Below are 20,267 nucleotides of genomic sequence, written 5' to 3' on the forward strand. Positions count from 1 at the left end.
GGTTACTTTTTTACCGAATATTTCCCGCACTTGAAGGCTTGCAATTCGTTGTGGCGGCCTCAATTACCGAACAATTGATTCCACTCATGGGGAAATGAAATGTCAGGCACCCAACTTCTTCCGCCGGAACGCATCACGCTCCCGCTGCTGCCGCTGCGGGATGTCGTCGTTTTCCCGCACATGGTGATTCCGCTCTTCGTGGGCCGGCCGAAGTCGATCAAGGCCCTCGAAGCAGCGATGGAAGGCGGCAAGCACATCATGCTCGTCGCCCAGAAAACCGCGGCCAAGGACGAACCGACCGAAAAGGACATGTACGAGGTCGGTTGTATCGCCAACATCCTGCAGATGCTGAAGCTGCCGGACGGCACCGTGAAGGTGCTCGTCGAAGGCCTGCAGCGCGCGAAGGCGTTGTCGATCGAAGAGCAGGAAACGCAATTCTCCTGCGAAGTGATGCCGCTCGAGCCCGATCACGCCGACAGCGCTGAAACGGAAGCGCTGCGCCGTGCGATCGTGTCGCAGTTCGACCAGTACGTGAAGCTGAACAAGAAGATCCCGCCGGAGATCCTCACGTCGCTGTCGGGCATCGATGAAGCAGGCCGCCTCGCCGACATGATCGCCGAGCGCCTGCCGCTGAAGCTCGACCAGAAGCAGCACATCCTCGAGATGTTCCCGGTCATCGAGCGCCTCGAGCACCTGCTCGCGCAGCTCGAAGCCGAGATCGACATCCTGCAGGTCGAAAAGCGCATCCGCGGGCGCGTGAAGCGCCAGATGGAAAAGAGCCAGCGCGAGTACTACCTGAACGAACAGGTCAAGGCGATCCAGAAGGAACTGGGCGAAGGCGAAGAGGGTGCCGATCTCGAGGAACTCGAGAAGCGCATCAACGCCGCGCGCATGCCGAAGGAAGCGAAGAAGAAGGCCGACGCCGAGCTGAAGAAGCTGAAGCTGATGTCGCCGATGTCGGCGGAAGCCACCGTCGTGCGCAACTACATCGACACGCTGATCGGCCTGCCGTGGCGCAAGAAGAGCAAGGTCAACAACGACCTGTCGAACGCCGAGCAGGTGCTCGACGAGGATCACTTCGGCCTCGAGAAGGTGAAGGAACGGATCCTCGAGTATCTCGCAGTGCAACAACGCGTCGACAAGGTCAAGGCGCCGATCCTGTGTCTCGTCGGGCCCCCGGGCGTCGGCAAGACCTCGCTCGGCCAGTCGATCGCCCGTGCGACGAACCGCAAGTTCGTCCGGATGGCGCTCGGCGGCGTGCGTGACGAAGCCGAGATCCGTGGCCACCGCCGTACGTACATCGGGTCGATGCCGGGCAAGATCCTGCAGAGCCTCACGAAGGTCGGCGTGCGCAATCCGCTCTTCCTGCTCGACGAAGTCGACAAGATGGGTATGGATTTCCGCGGCGATCCGTCGTCGGCGCTGCTCGAAGTGCTCGATCCGGAACAGAACCACACGTTCGCCGACCACTACATCGAAGTCGACTTCGACCTGTCGGACGTGATGTTCGTCGCGACGTCGAACTCGCTGAACATCCCGCCGCCGCTGCTCGACCGGATGGAAGTGATCCGTCTGTCGGGTTACACGGAAGACGAGAAGGTCAGCATCGCGCAGCGTTACCTGCTGCCGAAGCAGAAGAAGAACAACGGCCTGAAGGAAGGCGAGATCGAGGTCACCGAGCAGGCGATCCGCGACATCATCCGCTACTACACGCGCGAAGCCGGTGTGCGTTCGCTCGAGCGGGAAGTGTCGAAGATCTGCCGCAAGGTCGTGAAGATGCTGCTGCTGAAGAAGGCATCGGGCGCGATCAAGGTCGACGGCGAAAACCTCGATACGTTCCTCGGCGTACGCAAGTACGACTTCGGCCTTGCCGCGAAGGAAAACCAGGTCGGTCAGGTGACGGGCCTCGCGTGGACGGAAGTCGGTGGCGATCTGCTGACGATCGAAGCCGCGGTGATGCCGGGCAAGGGCAACGTGATCCGTACGGGTTCGCTCGGCGACGTGATGAAGGAGTCGGTCGAGGCGGCACGTTCGGTCGTGCGCTCGCGTTCGCGTCGTCTGGGCATCAAGGACGAAGCGTTCGAGAAGCAGGACATCCACATCCACGTGCCGGAAGGCGCGACGCCGAAGGACGGTCCGTCCGCCGGCGGTGCGATGACGACCGCGCTGGTATCGGTGCTGACGGGTATCCCCGTGCGTGCCGATGTCGCGATGACGGGCGAAATCACGCTGCGTGGTGAAGTCCTGCCGATCGGCGGCCTGAAGGAGAAGCTGCTTGCAGCGCATCGCGGCGGCATCAAGCTCGTGCTGATCCCGGAAGAGAACGTGAAGGATCTCGCCGAGATTCCGGACAACGTGAAGAACGCGATCGAGATCGTGCCGGTCCGCTGGATCGACAAGGTGCTGGAACTTGCGCTCGAGCGTTCGCCGACCCCGCTGCCGCCGGAAGAAGAGGCGAAGGCGGCGGCACCGGTCGCCGATGCAGCGAAGGATGCCGGCTCGACGGAATTCGTCAAGCACTAAGCATTGGGGCGCCGTCCTTTCTGACGGTTGTTCACGAAACCCGCGGCGTGGCCGCGGGTTTTTTTATGCGTAGCCGAATCGTGTGCGCGAACGCTTAAAAAATTCGCGTCAGGGCTTTGCAAAATGATCGGGGATGAATTAAACTTGCGGGCTCGCTGGTTGTTGATGCCGAAATGCAGATCGCAGCCAGAACGAATCGGAAACGGGTGCTTAGCTCAGCTGGTAGAGCGGCGCCCTTACAAGGCGTAGGTCGGGGGTTCGAACCCCTCAGCACCCACCAGTTTCCCGATTCAGCCAGACCAAGGAGCGGTAGTTCAGTCGGTTAGAATACCGGCCTGTCACGCCGGGGGTCGCGGGTTCGAGTCCCGTCCGCTCCGCCAGAAAATGAAGAAGCCCGCCTTGTGCGGGCTTTTTCATTTGCGTTTCCGGTTGCGTCCGCTCGCGGGCGCGTGACTGCGGGGCGGAGGAAGCCGCCTGCGCGGCTTCCGGCGGGACTCGAAGGGATGCGCGTGTACGCGCATCCGCGGCCTGCAGGATGTAGGCGAGTCCCGTCCGCTCCGCCAGAAAATGAAGAAGCCCGCCTTGCGCGGGCTTTTTCGTTTTGCGCGCCCGGTTGTCGCGTGGCACTCGCCACCAACACGTCTGCTTTTCTCCCGTTCCACCCCGTATGTTGTAATATCGGACGTTTTGTCCAATTTTCCCGTCACGCATGCTCGATTTCTTCCGTAATCACCAGCGCCTGATGATGGCGCTCCTGCTCCTGATCGTGTTGCCGGGGCTGGGTTTCGTCGGGATCCAAGGCTTCCGCGGCTTCTTCGACGATAGCGCGAACGTCGCGGCAGTCAACGGGCACAAGATCACGCGGGTCGAATTCGACGGCGCGTTCCGCCAGCAGATCGACCAGGCGCGTCAGGCGCTCGGCGGGCAGTTCGACATCAAGATGTTCGATACGCCCGAGCACCGCAAGCAGGTACTCGACGGCCTGATCCAGCAACGCGTGCTGGCCGACGAGACCCAACGCCTGCACCTGACCGCATCCGACAACGCCGTGCGCGACGCGCTGATGAGCGACCCGATGATCGCGTCGCTGAAGAAGCCCGACGGTTCGATCGACGTCGAACGCTATGCGCAGTTACTCGCGTTCCAGGGAATGACGCCCGAGCAGTATCAGGAGCGCGTGCGCTACAGCCTCTCGTTGCAGCAGATCCCGGCCAGCATCGTGTCGAGCGCGTTCACGCCGAAGAGCCTCGCGCAACGCCTGTCCGACCTCGCCGCGCAGCAGCGCGAAGTGCAGGCGCTCGTGCTGAAGACGAGCGACTTCGCAGCGAAGGTCCAGCCGACCGATGCGCAGCTCGCCGCGTATTATGACGCGCACAAGCAGAGCTTCGCGACGCCGGAGACCGCGACGATCCAGTACCTCGTTTATTCGCCGGCCGCAGCGTCCGCGAGCGCGCAGCCGACCGATGCGGACGTCAAGAAGTTCTACGACGACAATCCGACGCACTTCCGCACCGAAGCGCAGGTGCGCGTGAGCCACATCTTCATCGCCGCGGCGAGCAGCGCCAGCGCAGCCGACAAGGCTGCCGCGAAGGCGAAGGCCGAGCAGTTGCTGGCCGACGTGAAGGCGCATCCGGACCAGTTCGCGCAGATCGCGCAGAAGAGCTCGCAGGACGCACCGTCGGCCGCGAAGGGCGGCGACCTCGGCTTCATCACGCGCGGCTCGACGGCGGGCGGCAAGGCGTTCGACGACGCCGCGTTCGCGCTTAAGCAGGGCGACGTGAGCGGTGTCGTGGAGTCGGATCTGGGCTTCCACATCCTGAAGGCAACGGAAGTGAAGCCGGCGGCCGTCAAGCCGTTCGCGGACGTGAAGGACCAGATCGCGGCCGACCTGAAGCAGCAGTATGCGTCGAAGGCATTCACGGACAACGCGGAAGGCTTCACGTCCACCGTCTACGAAAAGGCGAAGACGCTGCAGCCGGCCGCGGACAAGTACAAGCTGACGATCCAGACGGCCACCGTCACGCCGACGCCGAATCCGCAACTGCCGCCGACGAGCCCGCTGAACAATCCGAAGTTCCTGGCCGCCGTGTTCGCCAGCGACTCGGTGAAGAGCCGGAACAACACGCAGGCGATCGACGTCGGCAACAACACGCTGATCTCGGCGCGCGTGACCGACTACAAGCCGGCCGCCGTGCCCGCGCTCGATGCGATCAAGGACGTCGTGCGCCAGAAGGTCGTCGCCGAGCAGGCCGCGGAACTCGCGAAGAAGGACGGTGCGGTGAAGCTCGCCGAACTGCAGAAGTCGAAGTCGACCGACGGGTTCTCGGCCGCGCAGAAGGTGTCGCGCACGCAGTCGCAGGGCCTGACGCCGGCTGCACTGAGCGCCGTGTACAAGGTCGACGCGAAGACGCTGCCGGCTTACGTCGGTGTCGATCTCGGTGCGGATGGCTATGCGATCTACCGCGTGAACGCGGTGATCTCGGGTTCGGCGGTCGATCCGCAGCAACTGGCCGCCGCGCAGCAGCAGATGGCGCAGGTCGAGGCGCAGAGCGAAGGTGAAGCGTATCTCGCCGCGCTGCGCGATCGTTCGAAGGTGAAGCTGTATGGCTCGACGGCCAGCCAGTCGCAGGACGGCGACAACTGAGCGTCGTTTCGCACGCAACAAAAAAGAGCCCCGCTTCGTGCGGGGCTTTTTGTTTTCCGGCGGGGCGGCGTCAGCCGCGCGGTTTGCCGAGCAGCGGTTTCAGCGCCGGCCAGACGTTGTCGAGCAGAATGCCCTGCGCCTGCCGCGCGGGATGCATCTGGTCGGCCTGGAACATCTCGGGCTTGTTCTCGATACCGGCCAGCAGGAACGGTACGAGCGGCACGCCGAGATCTTTCGACAGCCGCGTGTAGACCGCGTGGAACTTCCGCGTGTAGTCGGGGCCGTAGTTGGGTGGCACATACATGCCGACCAGTACGACCTTGGCCTGTGCCTGCCGCGCGCCGGTGATGATGTCGCGCAGGTTCTGCTCGGTCGTCGCGAGCGGCACGCCGCGCAGCGCGTCGTTCGAACCGAGTTCGACGACGACGACCGACGGCTTGAGCCGCTGCAGCACCGCGGGCAGCCGTGCGCGGCCGCCGCTCGTGGTGTCGCCGCTGACGCTGGCGTTCGCGACGCTATAATCGATTCGCTCGGTCGTGAGCCGTTGCCGCAGCAACGCCACCCAGCCGGTGTCGCGCGGCAGCCCGTATTCGGCCGACAGGCTGTCGCCGAGCACGACGATCACGGGCTGTCCCGATGTCGCGGCCGGTGTCGTCGCGGCGCGTGCCGGCACGGTGGCGGCCAGCAGGGTGCCCAGCAGCGCGGCGATCGCCGCGCATCCTTTCCAGCGAAATGTCGTGTCCATGTTCAAGATTACCGATCCGATCATCGAAGTCCATGACGTGTGCAAGCGGGTCGCCGATGCAACGGGCGAGCTGACGATCCTCGACGGCATCACGTTCGCCGTGACGCCGGGCAGCAGCCTCGCGATCGTCGGCGCGTCGGGGTCGGGTAAATCGACGCTGCTCGGCCTGCTTGCAGGGTTGGACAGCGCGACGAGCGGCACGGTTCGCCTGCTCGGTCGCCCGCTCGACCAGCTCGACGAGGATGCGCGCGCGGCACTGCGCAACGGCGCTGTCGGGTTCGTGTTCCAGTCGTTCCAGTTGATGCCGCATCTGACGGCGCTCGAGAACGTGATGCTGCCGCTCGAGCTGCAGGGGGGCATCAGCGCGCGTGAAGCAGCCGATCGTGCCCGCGCGTTGCTCGAGCAGGTCGGTCTCGGCGAACGCACCGCGCATTATCCGAAGCTGTTGTCCGGGGGCGAGCAGCAACGTGTCGCGCTTGCGCGCGCATTCGTCACGCGTCCGGCAATCCTGTTCGCCGACGAGCCGACCGGCAGCCTCGATGCGGCCACCGGCCATGCGGTGATCGACCTGATGTTCGAACTGAACCGCACGCATGGCGCCACGCTCGTGCTCGTCACGCACGATGTCGAACTCGCACGCCGCTGCGCGACGACCGTGATGCTCGACGCCGGACGCATCGTCGCACCGCAAGCCGCGCAGCGCGGCGCCTGAATTTTTCGGCCGGCCGTGCAGGCAGGGCTGCACGGCCGGCGCCGGCATGACGCCAATACCTCAGCGCTTCAGCGCCGCACGGGCACGCTCGATCAGCGCGGTGGTCGACGAGTCGTGCTTCGCTGGATCGAGCGACTCGGCCGACAAGTCGGCTTCCACCACCTTGCCGAGAATCTTGCCGAGCTCGACGCCCCACTGGTCGAACGGATTGATGTCCCACACCGTTGCCTGCACCAGCACCTTGTGTTCGTACAGCGCGATCAGCGCGCCGAGCGTGCGCGGCGTCAGCGCATCGACCAGCAGCGTCGTCGTCGGGCGGTTGCCCGGGAACGTCAGGTGCGGCGCGAGCGCTTCCTTGCCCGGTCCTGCGACCTTGCGGGCTTCGTCGAGCGTGCGGCCGAGCATCAGGGCCTCGCTCTGCGCAAAGCAGTTCGCCAGCAGCTTCGGATGATGGCTCGCGAGCGGATGCTCGGGCGTCAGCACCGCGATGAAGTCGATCGGCACGATCGTCGGCCCCTGATGCAGCATCTGGAAGAACGCATGCTGGCCGTTGGTGCCCGGCTCGCCCCATGTGACGGCCGATGTCGGGTAGTCGACGAAGGTGCCGTCCAGGCGCGCGGATTTGCCGTTGCTCTCCATCTCGAGCTGTTGCAGGTATGACGGCAGGTAGTGCAGCGCTTCCGAATACGGCGCGACGAGATAGCTCTGCGAACCGAAGAAATTCCGGTACCAGATGCCGATCAGGCCGAGCAGCACGGGCAGGTTGCGCTCGAGCGGCGCTTCGCGGAAATGACGGTCCATGTCGTTCGCGCCGGCCAGCAACTCGTCGAACTGCTCGGGGCCGATCGCGATCATGATCGACAGGCCGACTGCCGACCACAGCGAATAGCGGCCGCCGACCCAGTCCCACATTTCGAATACGTTGTCCGCGGCGATGCCGAACTTCACGACTTCGGCCGGATTTGCCGACACGCCGACGAAGTGCTTCGCGAGCGCGTCCTCGGGGCAGCCGCGCGCGACGAACCAGTCGCGCAGCGAGCGTGCGTTCGTCATCGTTTCGAGCGTCGTGAAGGTCTTCGACACGATGATCGCGAGCGTTTCCTCGGGATCGACCTGTTCGAGCACGCGCGCCAGATCGGCACCGTCGACGTTCGACACGAAGTGCGTGGAGATTTCAGGCGTCGCGACGTGGTGCAGCGCATGCACGACCATCTTCGGCCCGAGATCGGAGCCGCCGATGCCGATGTTGATCACGTGGCGGATGCGCTTGCCGGTGTAGCCCGTCCACGTGCCGCTGCGCACGGCGCGCGCGAAGGTCGCCATCTTCGCGCGCTCGGCGCTGATCTGTGCGTGGAACGGCGCCTGCGGATCGGTCGCGCGCAGCGCGGTGTGCAGCGCGGCGCGGCCTTCGGTCGGGTTGACGATCTCACCCGCGAACATCGCGTCACGGCGTGCTTCGACGCCCGCGTCGCGCGCGAGCTGTACGAGCAGGCGCAGCGTATCGTCGTTGATGCGGTTCTTCGAGAAATCGGCAGCGAGGCCGCCGCCCGCGAGCGTGAAGCGTTCGGCACGCGTCGGCGTGCGGTCGTTTTCCGGCGTGAACCAGTCGCGCAGGCGAGCGTGGCGGATTTGCTCGAAGTGGGATTGAAGGGCAGTCCAGGCGGGGAGCGAATTCAGCGTCATGGCGGTTCGAGTGAAGCGTGAATCGGGAGGAGTGCCGCGCCGGCTCATCGGGATCGGAAGGCCGGCGGACGAGAGGGCCCGCCGTGCGGCGGGGCAGTCAGTATAGCGGCCTTATGTGCCGGCGCGCGCCGGCGCGTAAAAAAGGCGATTGATCAGCGTGCGCACCATCGGCGCGAGTTCGCCGGCCGTGAGTCCGGCCGGGCCCGTGCCGTGTGCGGTCAGCGTGTCGGCCGCGAGGCCGTGCAGGTAGACGCCCGCGAGCGCGGCGTCGTACGGTGCGACGCGCTGCGCGAGCAAGGCGCCGATCAGGCCGCCGAGCACATCGCCGGTGCCGCCCGTGGCGAGCGCGGCGTTGCCGGTCGGATTGATCGTCACGCGGCCGTCGGGCGCCGCAATCACCGTGCCCGAGCCTTTCAGCACGACGTTCGCCGCATAACGCGCCGCGAGCGCTTGCGCGGCCGCCACGCGGTCGCGCTGGATCGTCGCCGTGTCGCTGCCGAGCAGCCGGGCGGCTTCGAGCGGATGCGGCGTCAGCACGCACGGATTGCCGCGCGTACCGCGCGTGGCGACGGCTGTTGCGAGATCGGCATGTGTCGCGACGAGGTTCAGCGCATCGGCATCGAGCAGCGTCGCGGCATCGTGTGCGAGCACGTCGCGCACGAGCGTCGCCGCAGCCTCGCGCGTGCCGAGCCCGCAGCCGGCCGCGATTGCGGTCATCGCGCCGAGATCGAGGCCGTCGGCCGGATGCAGCATCAGTTCGGGGAACGGCGGGTCGTACGGCGGCGCGCCGGCGCCGAGAAAGCCGACGTGCACCTTGCCGGCGCCGGCGAACAGCGCGGCGCGGGCGGCCAGGATCGGCGCGCCGCACATGCCCGTATCGCCGCCGAGCACCGCGAGACTGCCGAAGGTGCCCTTGTGGGACGCGAATGCGCGCGCGGGCAGGGCGGTGGCGAATCGGGCGGGCGCGTTCAGCACGATGGCCGGCGCGGTGGGCGGCGCGACGTCGAGCGATGCGACGTCGATCTCGCCGGCGAGATCGCGGCCTTCGCCGGTGTAGAGGCCGGGCTTCGCGGCGATGAAGGTGAGCGTATGGGTGGCGGCGACAGCGACGCCTGCGCCGACGATCTGGCCTGTATCGCTGTCGAGCCCGCTCGGCACATCGAGCGCGAGCACGTGGCCGCCGCTGCGCGCATGCGCGGCGATGCGCGCGGCCTGCTCGGCGAACGCGCCGTCGAGCGCGCGGCCGAGACCGATGCCGAACAGCCCGTCGACGACCCACGCATAGCCGTCCAGCGAAGCGGGTGGTGTGGCCGACAGCGGCACGCCGGCCGCGCGCGCGAGGCCGAGCGCCCATTGTGCGTCGTCCGGTTTCACCGGCATCGGCATCCACGCTTGCGTCGCGACGCCGAGCTGCTGGAGGTGGGCGGCGGCAACGAGCGCGTCGCCGCCGTTGTTGCCCGGGCCGACCGCGAACCACACGGGACGGTCATCGCCGGCCGCGCGCTCCGACAGCCAGTGTGCGGCGGCGGCGCCGGCGCGGCCCATCAGCGTATGTGGCGGCAGCGCCGCCGCGGCGTCGGCTTCGGCCGTGCGCAGGTCGGCGACGCGCAGCAGAGCGATCGGATCGGAATCGGGAAGCGGGCGGGTAACGGTCATCGCGGGTCGTGGCGGCTGGCAAGGAGGCCGCCGGGGCCGGGCCCGCGGCGGTCAGGTCGTGAAGCGCGCGGCGCGCAGCGCGGCGAGCGTGTCGGCGGGCCAGTGCTGCACGTCGCCGCCCAGATAGTCGGTCACCACTTTAGCAGACCCGCACGCGAGCCCCCAGCCGGCCGGGCCGTGCCCGAAATTGACGAACACGCGCGGATGCGGGGTCGGACCGACGACGGGCAGGCCGTCCGGCGACAGCAACTGCGTGCCTTGCCACGACAACGCGGCCGAGATCCGCGCGGCGCCGGGCACCCAATCGTGGACGGCCTGGCCGAGCAGCGCGAGCGCGGCCTCGGACAGCGGCTCGGCGAGCGGCTTCGCGGTGTCGGGCAGGCTCTGCAGCACGGCGCCGCCGCCGACGCGCAGCCGCTGGTGGCTGCGCGTGATCGAGATCCGCTTGATCGAATCGATGACGTTCAGGTGCGGTACGTGTTCTTCGTAGGCGACCGGCGCGGTGAGCGTATGGACGCGCACCGGGTGCAGCGGCAGGCGCCAGCCGAGCCGGTCGAGCAGCGGCAGGCTGCCCGCGCCGGCGGCGACCACGATCGCATCGGCGGAAATCACGTCGACCTCGTGTGCGTTCGACCCGCGCCGGTCGCCGGGAGGGACGAGCTCGACTGCGGCGCGGCCGCTATCGACGCGGATCGCGGCGACTTCCGACCCGAAGCGGAACTGCACGCCATGCTCGTCGAGCGCCTGCTTGACCAGTTTCGCGAACAGTGGGCAATTGCCGGTGCGTTCGGTCTCGAGCAGCACGCCGCCGGCGAAGCCGGGCTCGGCCGGCACCGACGGCTCGAGCACCGCGCATTCGCCGGCTGAGAGCAGGCGGTACGGCTGGTCGAGCGTGGGCAGCAGGTCGAGCGCGGGCTGCATCGCATCCCAGTCGCGCGGGTCGCGCACCACGTGCAGGATGCCGGGCTTCTGCTCGAATTCGAGTTCGAGGCGCGTCTCGATGTCGGCGAGCGCGTCGCGCGACGCATCGATCAGCGGGCGCAGCCGCGCGTACTGGGCGGCGAACGCGTCGGGCTCGCGTAGCATGCCGAGCTGCTTGACGAAGCGGCGCACGCCGCCGTTGAAGCCCGGCTTGTAGACGATGCCGCTGTCGCGCGGCTGACGCTGGCGCATGAAGGTCGGGCCGAACCAGACGTCGAGCGGGCTCGGCAGCAGCGCGCCGCCGTCGCCGTAGGTCGCACCCTGCGCGACGGTCGCGTGGCGTTCGACCACGCATACGCGATGGCCGGCCGCGCGTAACTGGTAGGCGGTGGCGACGCCGCTGATCCCGCCGCCGATGACGATGACATCCATGGATTGCTTCGATGACGGGTGGCGCGCGGGCGCCGCCCGGTGATTCGCTGAGGGCCCCGGCCCGGTGAACCCGGAATAATAGCGCCAAAATCGCGGGAGCCGGCGCCGGGCGAGCACGAACCGTGCAGCCGCGCCACGGCCGCCGGCTGCCGCGCCCGCGCGGCACCGTTGCGGTGCATGCGGGCTACCGATTGGCCGGTCTGGGGCGACCGACTTCCGGGTATAATTACGGCCTTCCTTTCGCCCCACGTCGCCACCTCGCGCGACTCATCGACGTCAGTCCAGCCCATGGCTCACTTCTCGTGTTTTCCCGGCGCTTCGGCCCTCTCCGATTTCCGTCAAACCCGTCTGCTCGACACGCTCAGGCAAATCGACGCCAACATTGTCGCGGTGCGCGCGCAGTTCCTGCACTTCGTCAATGCGGCCGAGCCGCTGTCGGCCGACGACAGCGCGCGCATCGACGCGCTGATGCACTACGGCGCGCCGTTCGAGCCGGCGGCCGAGAAGGGCGCGGCCGAGACCTTCGTCGTGCTGCCGCGCTTCGGCACGGTCTCGCCGTGGGCGAGCAAGGCAACCGACATCGCGCAGCACTGCGGCCTCACGCACGTGCGCCGCATCGAGCGCGGCGTCGAGTTCACGGTCACGCTGAAGTCGGGCCTGCTCGGCGGCAAGAAGGCGCTGTCGGACGACGCGCGCGCGGCCGTCGCGGCCGCGCTGCATGACCGGATGACCGAGAGCGTGGTCGCGGCACGCGACGACGCGAAGCACCTGTTCGACGAACTGCCGGCCAAGCCGCTCACGCGCGTCGACGTGCTGGGCGTCGGCCGCGGCGCGCTCGAACGCGCGAATGTCGAGCTGGGCCTCGCGCTCGCCGACGACGAGATCGACTACCTGGTCGACGCATTCCGCAAGCTCGAACGCAACCCGACCGACGTGGAACTGATGATGTTCGCGCAGGCGAACAGCGAGCATTGCCGCCACAAGATCTTCAACGCGCAGTGGACGATCGACGGCGAAGCGCAGGACATGTCGCTGTTCGCGATGATCCGCAACACCGAGAAGCTGAGCCCGCAGGGCACGATCGTCGCGTATTCGGACAACTCGTCGATCATGGTCGGCGCCGAAGCGGAGCGCTGGTTCCCGCGCAACACGGGCGCAGCCGGCGAGCCGGGCGCGCGTTATGGCCGCCACACCGAGCTCACGCACACGCTGATGAAGGTCGAGACGCACAACCACCCGACGGCGATCTCGCCGTTCCCGGGTGCGGCGACCGGCGCGGGCGGCGAGATCCGCGACGAAGGCGCGACGGGCCGCGGTGCGCGCCCGAAGGCCGGCCTCACGGGTTTCACCGTGTCGAACCTCGATCTGCCCGACGCACGCCAGCCGTGGGAGAACGCGCGCGACGCGGCGCAGCCGGTCGGCGAGCGCAACCCGAACGAGGTGCACGGCCCGTACGGCCGCCCGGACCGCATCGCGTCGCCGCTGCAGATCATGATCGACGGCCCGATCGGCGGCGCCGCGTTCAACAACGAATTCGGCCGCCCGAACCTCGGCGGCTATTTCCGCGTGTACGAGCAGAATGTCGGCGGCCAGGTGCGCGGCTATCACAAGCCGATCATGATCGCGGGCGGCCTCGGCAACATCGCGGATCAGCATACGCACAAGCACGACGTGCCGGCCGGCTCGCTGCTGATCCAGATCGGCGGCCCCGGCATGCGGATCGGCATGGGCGGCGGCGCCGCGAGCTCGATGGCGACCGGCGCGAACACGGCCGAACTCGACTTCGACTCGGTGCAGCGCGGCAACCCCGAAATCGAGCGTCGCGCCCAGGAAGTGATCAACGGCTGCTGGCAGCTCGGCGCGGAAAACCCGATCCTGAGCATCCACGACGTCGGCGCGGGCGGCCTGTCGAACGCGTTCCCCGAGATCGTCGACGGGGCGGGCAAGGGCGCGCGCTTCGAGCTGCGCAAGGTCGCGCTCGAGGAATCGGGCCTGTCGCCGCGCGAAATCTGGTCGAACGAAGCGCAAGAGCGCTACGTGCTGGCGATCGCGCCGGCCGATCTGGCGCGCTTCGAGGCGATCTGCGCACGTGAGCGCTGCCCGTTCGCGGTGGTCGGTGTCGCGACCGACGAGCGCCAGTTGAAGCTCGTCGACGACGAAGCGACGGGCGCCGACGAATACCCGGTCGACATGCCGATGGAAGTGCTGCTCGGCAAGCCGCCGCGCATGCATCGCGACGTCACGCGCGTCGCGACCGAGCGCGCACCGGTCGACATGACGGGCATCGCGCTGTCGGCAGTCGCCGTCGACGTGCTGAAGCACCCGACGGTCGGCAGCAAGTCGTTCCTGATCACGATCGGCGACCGCTCGGTCGGCGGCACGTCGGTGCGCGACCAGATGGTCGGCCCGTGGCAGGTGCCGGTGGCCGACTGCGCGATCACCGCGCTCGACTACGCAGGCTTCAAGGGCGAGGCGATGACGATGGCCGAGCGCACGCCGCTCGCGGTGATCGACGCGCCGGCATCGGGCCGCATGGCGGTCGGCGAAGCGATCACGAACATCGCGAGTGCGCCGATCGCGTCGCTCGACAAGCTGAAGCTGTCGGCGAACTGGATGGCTGCATGCGGCACGGCCGGCGAGGACGCCGCGCTGTTCGACACGGTCAAGGCGATCGGCATGGAGCTGTGTCCGGCGCTCGGGATCGGCATCCCGGTCGGCAAGGATTCGCTGTCGATGAAGACGAAGTGGGACGAGCAGGGCGTCGCGAAGGAAGTGGTGTCGCCGGTGTCGCTGATCATCTCCGCGTTCGCGCCGGTCGAGGACGTGCGCCGTCACCTGACGCCGCAACTGCGCCGTATCGCCGACGCGGGCGACAGCGTGCTGATCGCGATCGATCTCGGCCGCGGCAAGAACCGGATGGGCGGCAGCATCTTCGCGCAGGTCACGCAGCAGGTCGGCGACACGACGCCGGACGTCGACGATGCGGAAGACCTGAAGCGCTTCTTCAACGCAATCCAGTCGCTCAATGCGCAAGACAAGCTGCTTGCGTACCACGACCGCTCGGACGGCGGCCTGTGGGCGACGGTGTGCGAAATGGCGTTCGCGGGCCACGCGGGCGTGTCGCTGAACGTCGACATGCTGACGCTCGACCCGAATCACGAATCCGACTACGGCGATGCGAAGGACTGGGCGAAGCAGACGAGTGGCCGTCGCGAAGATCGCACGCTGCGCGCGCTGTTCTCCGAGGAACTCGGCGCCGTCGTGCAGGTGCGAGCGACCGACCGTGACGCGGTGCTCGGCGCGCTGCGCGAGTTCGGCCTGTCGGCGTGCTCGCACGTGATCGGCTCGGTCAACGATCGCGACGTGATCGAGGTGTACCGCGACGCGAAGAAGATCTTCGACGCCCCGCGCACCGAGCTCCATCGCGCATGGAGCGAAGTGAGCTGGCGTATCGCACGCCTGCGCGACAACCCCGCGTGCGCGGATGCCGAATACGACGCGCTGCTCGACGCGGCCGATCCCGGCATCTCGCCGGTGCTGAGCTTCGATCCGGCCGACGACATCGCCGCGCCGTTCATCGCGACGGGCGCACGGCCGCGCGTCGCGATCCTGCGCGAGCAGGGCGTGAACTCGCATCTGGAAACGGCCTACGCGTTCGATCGCGCGGGCTTCGATGCACACGACGTGCACATGAGCGACCTGCTTGCCGGCCGTGCAACGCTCGCCGATTTCGCAGGTGCGGTCGCATGTGGCGGCTTCTCGTACGGCGACGTGCTGGGCGCGGGCGAAGGCTGGGCGAAGACGGTCCGCTTCAACGCGAACCTTGCCGACATGTTCTCGGCGTTCTTCGCGCGTCCCGACACGTTCGCGCTCGGCATCTGCAACGGCTGCCAGATGCTGTCGAGCCTCGCGTCGATGATCCCGGGCGCGGAAGCGTGGCCGAAGTTCACGCGCAACAAGTCCGAGCAGTTCGAGGCGCGCTTCTCGTTCGTCGAAGTGCAGAAGTCGCCGTCGATCTTCTTCGCGGGAATGGAAGGGTCGCGGATTCCGGTCGCGGTCGCGCACGGCGAGGGCTACGCGGATTTCTCGCAGCAGGGCGACATCGATCGCGTCGCGGTCGCGATGCGTTACATCGACCACCGCGGCGAAGCGACCGAGGGGTATCCGTTCAACCCGAACGGCTCGCCGGCCGGCATCACGTCGGTCACGACGGCCGACGGCCGCTTCTCGGTGCTGATGCCGCACATGGAGCGTGTGCATCGTACGGTCGCGATGAGCTGGCACCCGGAAAGCTGGGGTGAAGCGAGCCCGTGGATGCGTGTGTTCCGTAACGCGCGCCGCTGGATCGGCTGATCGGGATGATGTTCGACCCGAACGCGCCGGTCGAGGTCGTCACGCTGCGCGACGAGCGCGCGAGCGACGGCGACGCGATCGGCCGCGTGATCGTCGCCGCGTTCGCGGGCGAGCCGGAAGGCGGGCAGTTCGAGCGGCGGATCGTCGACACGCTGCGTGCGTACGGTGCGTTGAGCGTCTCGCTCGTCGCGGAGCGCGACGGCCGCCTGATCGGGCACGTCGCGTTCTCGCCGGTGTCGATCGGCGGTGAACCGTCGGGCAGCCAGCGCTGGTATGGGTTGGCACCGCTCGCGGTGCTGCCCGACTGCCAACGACAGAGCATCGGTGCAGGGCTGGTGCGCACGGGGCTCGACGCGTTGCGCCGGCTTGGCGCGCGCGGTTGCGTCCTGCTCGGCGACCCCGCGTACTACGCGCGGTTCGGCTTTGCGCCATCCGGCGACATCGTGTTCCCGGGCGTGCCGCCCGAGTATGTCCTCGCGCTGTCGCTCGACGATTCGGCGCCGCGGCCGTCGGGTGACGTTCGCTATCACGACGTGTTCCATCCCGCGTAGCCTGCGCTTGCGGTGCGTGTGAATCCGGCACGGAACAGGCCGCTCTTTGGAGCGGCCTGTTTCTTTTTGCCGGGCGGCAAGCGCATCGTGACGCGCCCGCAGGCAGTGCGCGGGCAATGAAAAAGCCGCTCCGAAGAGCGGCTTTTCGATGCATGGGCGACGAGCGTCGGCGTTACTGGATCTTTGCCTGCTGGCGCAGACCTTCCTCGAACGCCTGCAGCTTCTGCTGCACGAGCTGCTGCGCGATCTGCGCCTTCACCTGGTCGAACGGCGGCGGCGCGATGTCGCGGATGTCGTCGACGCGGATGATGTGCCAGCCGAACTGCGTCTTCACCGGCGTGTCGGTCATCTGGCCTTTCTGCAGCTTCTGCGCAGCCGCTGCGAATTCCGGCACGTATGCCTTCGGGTCGGACCAGTCGAGGTCGCCGCCGTTCTTGCCCGAGCCCGGATCCTTCGAGTACTGCTTCGCGAGATCCTCGAACTTCGCGCCGGCCTTGATCTTCGCGATCAGGTCCTTCGCCTGCTGCTCGTTGTCGACGAGGATGTGGTGCAGGTGATATTCGCGGTTGCCGCCGGTGCCCTTGACGAGGTCGTCGTAGCGGGCCTTCACTTCGGCGTCGGTCGGCTGGTTCTTCTTGAGGAAGCTCTCGATCATCGAACGCAGCACGACGGTCTGCTGCGCGACGGCGATTTGCGCCTTCACGTCCGGACGGTTCGGGATGCCTTCGCGGATGGCTTCCTGCATCAGGATTTCGCGGTTCACGAGTTCCTGACGGACGGCCTGCTGCAGTTGCGGGCTGTCGGTCTGGCCTTGCTGGACGAGCTGAGCAACCATCGCGTCGGCGCGCGACTTCGGAATCGGCGTGCCGTTGACGACGGCGATGTTCTGGGCAAAGGCCGGCGCCGCTGCAAAGGCAGCCGCCGCGACCCACAGGAGGGGGGATTTCAGGATCATCGGGAATTCCTAATGAGACTAGATTGAAGATTCGTCGAATTCTTCGGGCGTGTAAGCCACGATCGCGAGCGCGTGAATGCCGCGCTGCATCGCATCAGCGAGCGCATCATACACCAGCCGGTGCCGCGCGACGCGCGGCTTGCCCGCGAACGCGGCCGACACGATCGTGACCGTGAAGTGGCCGCCGGCGGCCGCGCCGGCGTGGCCCGCGTGCTGCGCGCTGTCGTCGCGCACGGTGAGCGACAGCGGAGCGAGCGCTGCGGTGAGGCGCGCTTCGATCAGCGCGATGCGTTCGTCGGGCGACGCGTGGAGAAAGGCGTCCGTCATGTCACTCGTCCTTCAGGTATTTCGTGAGCCACAGGCTCTGCAGGATGATGAATACGACCATCGCGCCCGTCGTGCCGAACAGCTTGAAGTTCACCCATTGCGATTCGGTGAAGTTGTGCACCACGTACAGGTTCGCGACACCGAGCACCGCGAAGAACAGCGCCCAGGCGACGTTCAGCTTGTCCCACACGGGGTGCGGCAGCGTGAGCTGCTTGCCCATCATCTTCTCGATCAGGTTATTGCCGAACACATAGCGCGCGGCGAGCAGCCCGATCGCAAACAGCCAGTACAGCACAGTCGGTTTCCATTGAATGAATTTCTCGTCATGCAGGACGAGGGTGGCGCCACCGAAAACGACGATCACGCCGAGGCTGACCCACAGCATCGTGTCGACCTTCCGGTGCCGGAAGGCAACCCATGCGACCTGGGCCAGCGTCGCGACGATCGCGACGGCGGTGGCGGTAAAGATGCCCCAGACCTTGAAGGCGGCAAAAAACAGGATGATCGGAAACAGATCGAACAGGAATTTCATGGCGCTCGCAGCTGCGTGAAAGGTCGCTTGCGCGGCCTTTCACCGTTGTAGGGACCCGCCAGGCGCCACCGTCGCGGATCGGGGCGGTCTACCCGGAGGCTGGCCGCCCGGGCGAGGGTCGCCTCGCCGATCCGTCCGGCGCCGCTCATTCGTTTTCGGGTCGGGACTCGAAGTTTAACGCAGCTGAATTGATGCAGTACCGCAAACCGGTCTTGTCGCGCGGGCCGTCTTCGAAGACGTGGCCGAGATGCGCGCCGCAGTGGTTGCAGCGCACCTCGACGCGCACCATCCCGTGCGAATAGTCGACCTTTTCGTCGATCACCTCGGCGTTGAGCGGTTTGAAGTAGCTGGGCCAGCCGCAGCCCGAGTGGAATTTGGCGCCGGATTCGAACAGCGGCGTGCTGCAGACGACGCATTTGTAGATACCGTCGTCTTCCGTGTCGGTGTACTCGCCGGTAAACGCACGCTCGGTCGCCGCATGCTGCGTGACTTCGTACTGCATCGGCGTGAGCCGGCGGCGCAGCTCGGCGTCGTCCTTCTCGTACGGGAAGGTCTTGTCGTCGGAATCGTGGGACATGTGGGGTTCTCCTGATCGGTCGGTCGATACGCGCGGGTTGGGGCTCAGGACGAGCAGCTGACTTCGAGAGACCCGGCCCAGTCGGGCGGCAACGCCGCGTACGCTTCATGCTCCGGTTGTTCGTCGAACGGCCGGCGCAGGATCTGCGCGAGTCGTTCGACTTCCGAGAAATCCTTTTCCTTCGCGCGCCGGATCGCGACTTCGGCCAGATGGTTGCGCAGGACGTATTTCGGGTTCGCGCGGTTCATCGCGGCTGCACGTGCCGCGTCGTCGCGCGTTTCCTCGGACAGCCGCGCGCGGTAGAGGTTCGCCCACGCATCGAACGCGTCGCGGTCGATGAACAGGTCGCGCACGGGCGCGTCGCGGCTCGCGTCGTGCTTCGAGAGCTGCGCGAGCCGGCGGAACGTCAGCGTGAAATCCGCGTGGCTCGCATGCATCGTCTCGAGCAGCTTGTTGGCGAGCTCGGCATCGTTCTCGCGCTCGAGCTCGAGGCCGAGCTTCGCGCGCATCGCGCGTTCGAGCGCGGGGCCGAAGCGTTCCGGAAACTTCGCGAGCACGGCCTGCGCGTCGTCCACCGCGCGCTCGGCGCGTGCGTCGTCATCCGCAATGCCGTGCTGCAGCCCGATCAGCGGCAGCAGTGCCTGCGCGAGGCAATAGCAGTTCCAGTGCGCAATGCGCGGCTGCATCCGGTACGCGTAGCGGCCGCCGTTATCGGAGTGATTGCAGATGTGGTTCGCGTCGAACGCGTCGACGAAGCCGAACGGGCCGTAGTCGATCGTCACGCCGAGGATCGACATGTTGTCGGTGTTCATCACGCCGTGGCAGAAGCCGACGGCCTGCCATTGCGCGACGAGATCGGCCGTGCGCAGCGTCGCGGCTTCGAGCAGCGCGAGGTACGGATCGTCGGCGCGGCGGCAATCCGGGTAGAAGCGGTCGATCACGTGATCGGCGAGCTGGCGCAGCAGGTCGGGGCGATCGTTCGAGAAGAAGTGCTCGAAGTGGCCGAAGCGCACGAAGCTTTCCGACACGCGCGTGACGACGGCCGATGTCTCGATCTCCTCGCGCACCACCGGCTGGTCGGAACCGATCACCGTCAGCGCGCGCGTGGTCGGGATGCCGAGGTGATGCATCGCCTCCGAGCACAGGAATTCGCGGATCGACGAGCGCAGCACCGCGCGGCCGTCGCCCATCCGCGAGTACGGTGTACGGCCGCTGCCTTTCAGTTGCAGCTCGTAGCGGCGGCCGTCGGTGCCGGTGCGCTCGCCGATCGTCAGCGCGCGGCCGTCGCCGAGCTGCCCGGCCCACACGCCGAACTGATGGCCGGAATACACCGAAGCGTACGGCATCGCGGTTGCGGGCCAGTCGCGCGTCGGGTTGCCGGCGAACAGTTCGGCGAAGCCAGGCTGCGCGGCGATCGACGCCGGCAGGTCGAGCAGTTGCGCGACCTCGTCGGAAAAGCCGACGACGTACGGCGCGGCAAGCGGCGCGGCCGGCAGCCGCGTATGAAACGCGTCGCCGAGCCGGACGAACGCGCCTTCGGCGGGTGCGCCGAGCGTGGCGGCGAGGTCGGGAAGGGTGTCAGCCGCATCGGCTGCGCTTCGGGAAAACGACATGTTGAGCGCCTCTGGGTAAGCCGATATTGTAAGGCGGCGCCGC

14 protein-coding genes and 2 tRNA genes are annotated in these 20,267 nt (G+C 67.2%); 7 read left to right on the top strand and 9 right to left on the bottom strand.

Annotation, left to right across the window (positions count from 1 at the left end):
• Nucleotides 1-99: 99 nt before the first annotated feature.
• From lon to HWX36_RS25430, 4 genes are all read left to right on the top strand, one after another.
• Entirely contained in the window at nucleotides 100-2,523 is a 2,424-nt protein-coding gene (gene lon / locus HWX36_RS25415) for an endopeptidase La (protein WP_011352361.1), read from the top strand.
• 204 nt (nucleotides 2,524-2,727) lie between these two features.
• Nucleotides 2,728-2,803, top strand: a tRNA-Val gene (locus HWX36_RS25420).
• Nucleotides 2,804-2,826: 23 nt separating this feature from the next.
• Nucleotides 2,827-2,903: transfer RNA gene (locus tag HWX36_RS25425), tRNA-Asp, on the top strand.
• Between the two features lie 329 nt (nucleotides 2,904-3,232).
• On the top strand, nucleotides 3,233-5,167 hold the full coding sequence (locus tag HWX36_RS25430; RefSeq protein WP_175955845.1) for a SurA N-terminal domain-containing protein: 1,935 nt from the start codon (nucleotides 3,233-3,235) through the stop codon (nucleotides 5,165-5,167).
• Between the two features lie 70 nt (nucleotides 5,168-5,237).
• On the opposite strand, the gene HWX36_RS25435 is transcribed toward HWX36_RS25430, so the two are convergent.
• Nucleotides 5,238-5,912: an arylesterase gene (locus HWX36_RS25435; RefSeq protein WP_175955847.1), complete on the bottom strand. Its 675-nt coding sequence runs from the start codon at nucleotides 5,910-5,912 to the stop codon at nucleotides 5,238-5,240.
• Here HWX36_RS25435 and HWX36_RS25440 point away from each other — a divergent pair.
• Nucleotides 5,911-6,624 (top strand): ABC transporter ATP-binding protein, encoded by a 714-nt coding sequence (locus HWX36_RS25440; protein ID WP_175955849.1) that lies wholly within the window; start codon nucleotides 5,911-5,913, stop codon nucleotides 6,622-6,624. The two genes, HWX36_RS25435 and HWX36_RS25440, sit on opposite strands and share 2 nt — an antisense overlap.
• Before the next feature lie 60 nt (nucleotides 6,625-6,684).
• Here the strand turns inward: HWX36_RS25440 and pgi are convergent, their stop codons facing one another.
• The 3 genes from pgi to HWX36_RS25455 all read right to left on the bottom strand — a co-directional run bounded on the left by pgi (nucleotide 6,685) and on the right by HWX36_RS25455 (nucleotide 11,316).
• Complete coding sequence (gene pgi, locus HWX36_RS25445) at nucleotides 6,685-8,307, bottom strand: glucose-6-phosphate isomerase (RefSeq protein ID WP_175955851.1); 1,623 nt, start codon at nucleotides 8,305-8,307, stop codon at nucleotides 6,685-6,687.
• A 111-nt stretch (nucleotides 8,308-8,418) separates the two neighbouring features.
• Nucleotides 8,419-9,963 carry an NAD(P)H-hydrate dehydratase gene (locus tag HWX36_RS25450; RefSeq protein WP_175955852.1) on the bottom strand — a complete coding sequence of 515 codons (1,545 nt, stop codon included), beginning with the start codon at nucleotides 9,961-9,963 and terminating at the stop codon, nucleotides 8,419-8,421.
• 51 nt (nucleotides 9,964-10,014) lie between these two features.
• Nucleotides 10,015-11,316 (bottom strand): FAD-dependent oxidoreductase, encoded by a 1,302-nt coding sequence (locus HWX36_RS25455; RefSeq protein ID WP_175955854.1) that lies wholly within the window; start codon nucleotides 11,314-11,316, stop codon nucleotides 10,015-10,017.
• A 288-nt stretch (nucleotides 11,317-11,604) separates the two neighbouring features.
• Here HWX36_RS25455 and purL point away from each other — a divergent pair, with 288 nt between their 5' ends.
• A complete protein-coding gene (gene purL / locus HWX36_RS25460) occupies nucleotides 11,605-15,669 on the top strand; it encodes a phosphoribosylformylglycinamidine synthase (RefSeq protein ID WP_175955856.1) in 4,065 nt (1,354 codons plus the stop codon).
• A gap of 5 nt (nucleotides 15,670-15,674) precedes the next feature.
• Nucleotides 15,675-16,220 (top strand): N-acetyltransferase, encoded by a 546-nt coding sequence (locus HWX36_RS25465; RefSeq protein WP_175955858.1) that lies wholly within the window; start codon nucleotides 15,675-15,677, stop codon nucleotides 16,218-16,220.
• Nucleotides 16,221-16,392: 172 nt separating this feature from the next.
• Here the strand turns inward: HWX36_RS25465 and HWX36_RS25470 are convergent, their stop codons facing one another.
• The 5 genes from HWX36_RS25470 to HWX36_RS25490 form a co-directional block, all read right to left on the bottom strand.
• Entirely contained in the window at nucleotides 16,393-17,175 is a 783-nt protein-coding gene (locus tag HWX36_RS25470) for a peptidylprolyl isomerase (RefSeq protein WP_175955860.1), read from the bottom strand.
• 18 nt (nucleotides 17,176-17,193) lie between these two features.
• Entirely contained in the window at nucleotides 17,194-17,502 is a 309-nt protein-coding gene (locus HWX36_RS25475) for a BolA family protein (protein WP_175955862.1), read from the bottom strand.
• A 1-nt stretch (nucleotide 17,503) separates the two neighbouring features.
• Nucleotides 17,504-18,034: a septation protein A gene (locus HWX36_RS25480; protein WP_175955865.1), complete on the bottom strand. Its 531-nt coding sequence runs from the start codon at nucleotides 18,032-18,034 to the stop codon at nucleotides 17,504-17,506.
• Nucleotides 18,035-18,179: 145 nt separating this feature from the next.
• A complete protein-coding gene (msrB, locus tag HWX36_RS25485) occupies nucleotides 18,180-18,611 on the bottom strand; it encodes a peptide-methionine (R)-S-oxide reductase MsrB (protein WP_175955867.1) in 432 nt (143 codons plus the stop codon).
• Nucleotides 18,612-18,655: 44 nt separating this feature from the next.
• Nucleotides 18,656-20,224: a protein adenylyltransferase SelO gene (locus HWX36_RS25490; RefSeq protein WP_175955869.1), complete on the bottom strand. Its 1,569-nt coding sequence runs from the start codon at nucleotides 20,222-20,224 to the stop codon at nucleotides 18,656-18,658.
• Between the last annotated feature and the right edge of the window lie 43 nt (nucleotides 20,225-20,267).

The organism is Burkholderia sp. BCC0405, from assembly GCF_902833075.1.
GTDB lineage: Bacteria > Pseudomonadota > Gammaproteobacteria > Burkholderiales > Burkholderiaceae > Burkholderia.

Coding starts and splice junctions, on each gene's coding strand:
- pgi (WP_175955851.1), bottom strand. CDS start 8,307: ATGACGCTGAATTCGCTCCCCGCCTGGACTGCCCTTCAATCCCACTTC.
- HWX36_RS25440 (WP_175955849.1), top strand. CDS start 5,911: ATGTTCAAGATTACCGATCCGATCATCGAAGTCCATGACGTGTGCAAG.
- HWX36_RS25490 (WP_175955869.1), bottom strand. CDS start 20,224: ATGTCGTTTTCCCGAAGCGCAGCCGATGCGGCTGACACCCTTCCCGAC.
- purL (WP_175955856.1), top strand. CDS start 11,605: ATGGCTCACTTCTCGTGTTTTCCCGGCGCTTCGGCCCTCTCCGATTTC.
- msrB (WP_175955867.1), bottom strand. CDS start 18,611: ATGTCCCACGATTCCGACGACAAGACCTTCCCGTACGAGAAGGACGAC.
- HWX36_RS25475 (WP_175955862.1), bottom strand. CDS start 17,502: ATGACGGACGCCTTTCTCCACGCGTCGCCCGACGAACGCATCGCGCTG.
- lon (WP_011352361.1), top strand. CDS start 100: ATGTCAGGCACCCAACTTCTTCCGCCGGAACGCATCACGCTCCCGCTG.
- HWX36_RS25465 (WP_175955858.1), top strand. CDS start 15,675: ATGATGTTCGACCCGAACGCGCCGGTCGAGGTCGTCACGCTGCGCGAC.
- HWX36_RS25435 (WP_175955847.1), bottom strand. CDS start 5,912: ATGGACACGACATTTCGCTGGAAAGGATGCGCGGCGATCGCCGCGCTG.
- HWX36_RS25430 (WP_175955845.1), top strand. CDS start 3,233: ATGCTCGATTTCTTCCGTAATCACCAGCGCCTGATGATGGCGCTCCTG.
- HWX36_RS25470 (WP_175955860.1), bottom strand. CDS start 17,175: ATGATCCTGAAATCCCCCCTCCTGTGGGTCGCGGCGGCTGCCTTTGCA.
- HWX36_RS25480 (WP_175955865.1), bottom strand. CDS start 18,034: ATGAAATTCCTGTTCGATCTGTTTCCGATCATCCTGTTTTTTGCCGCC.
- HWX36_RS25450 (WP_175955852.1), bottom strand. CDS start 9,963: ATGACCGTTACCCGCCCGCTTCCCGATTCCGATCCGATCGCTCTGCTG.
- HWX36_RS25455 (WP_175955854.1), bottom strand. CDS start 11,316: ATGGATGTCATCGTCATCGGCGGCGGGATCAGCGGCGTCGCCACCGCC.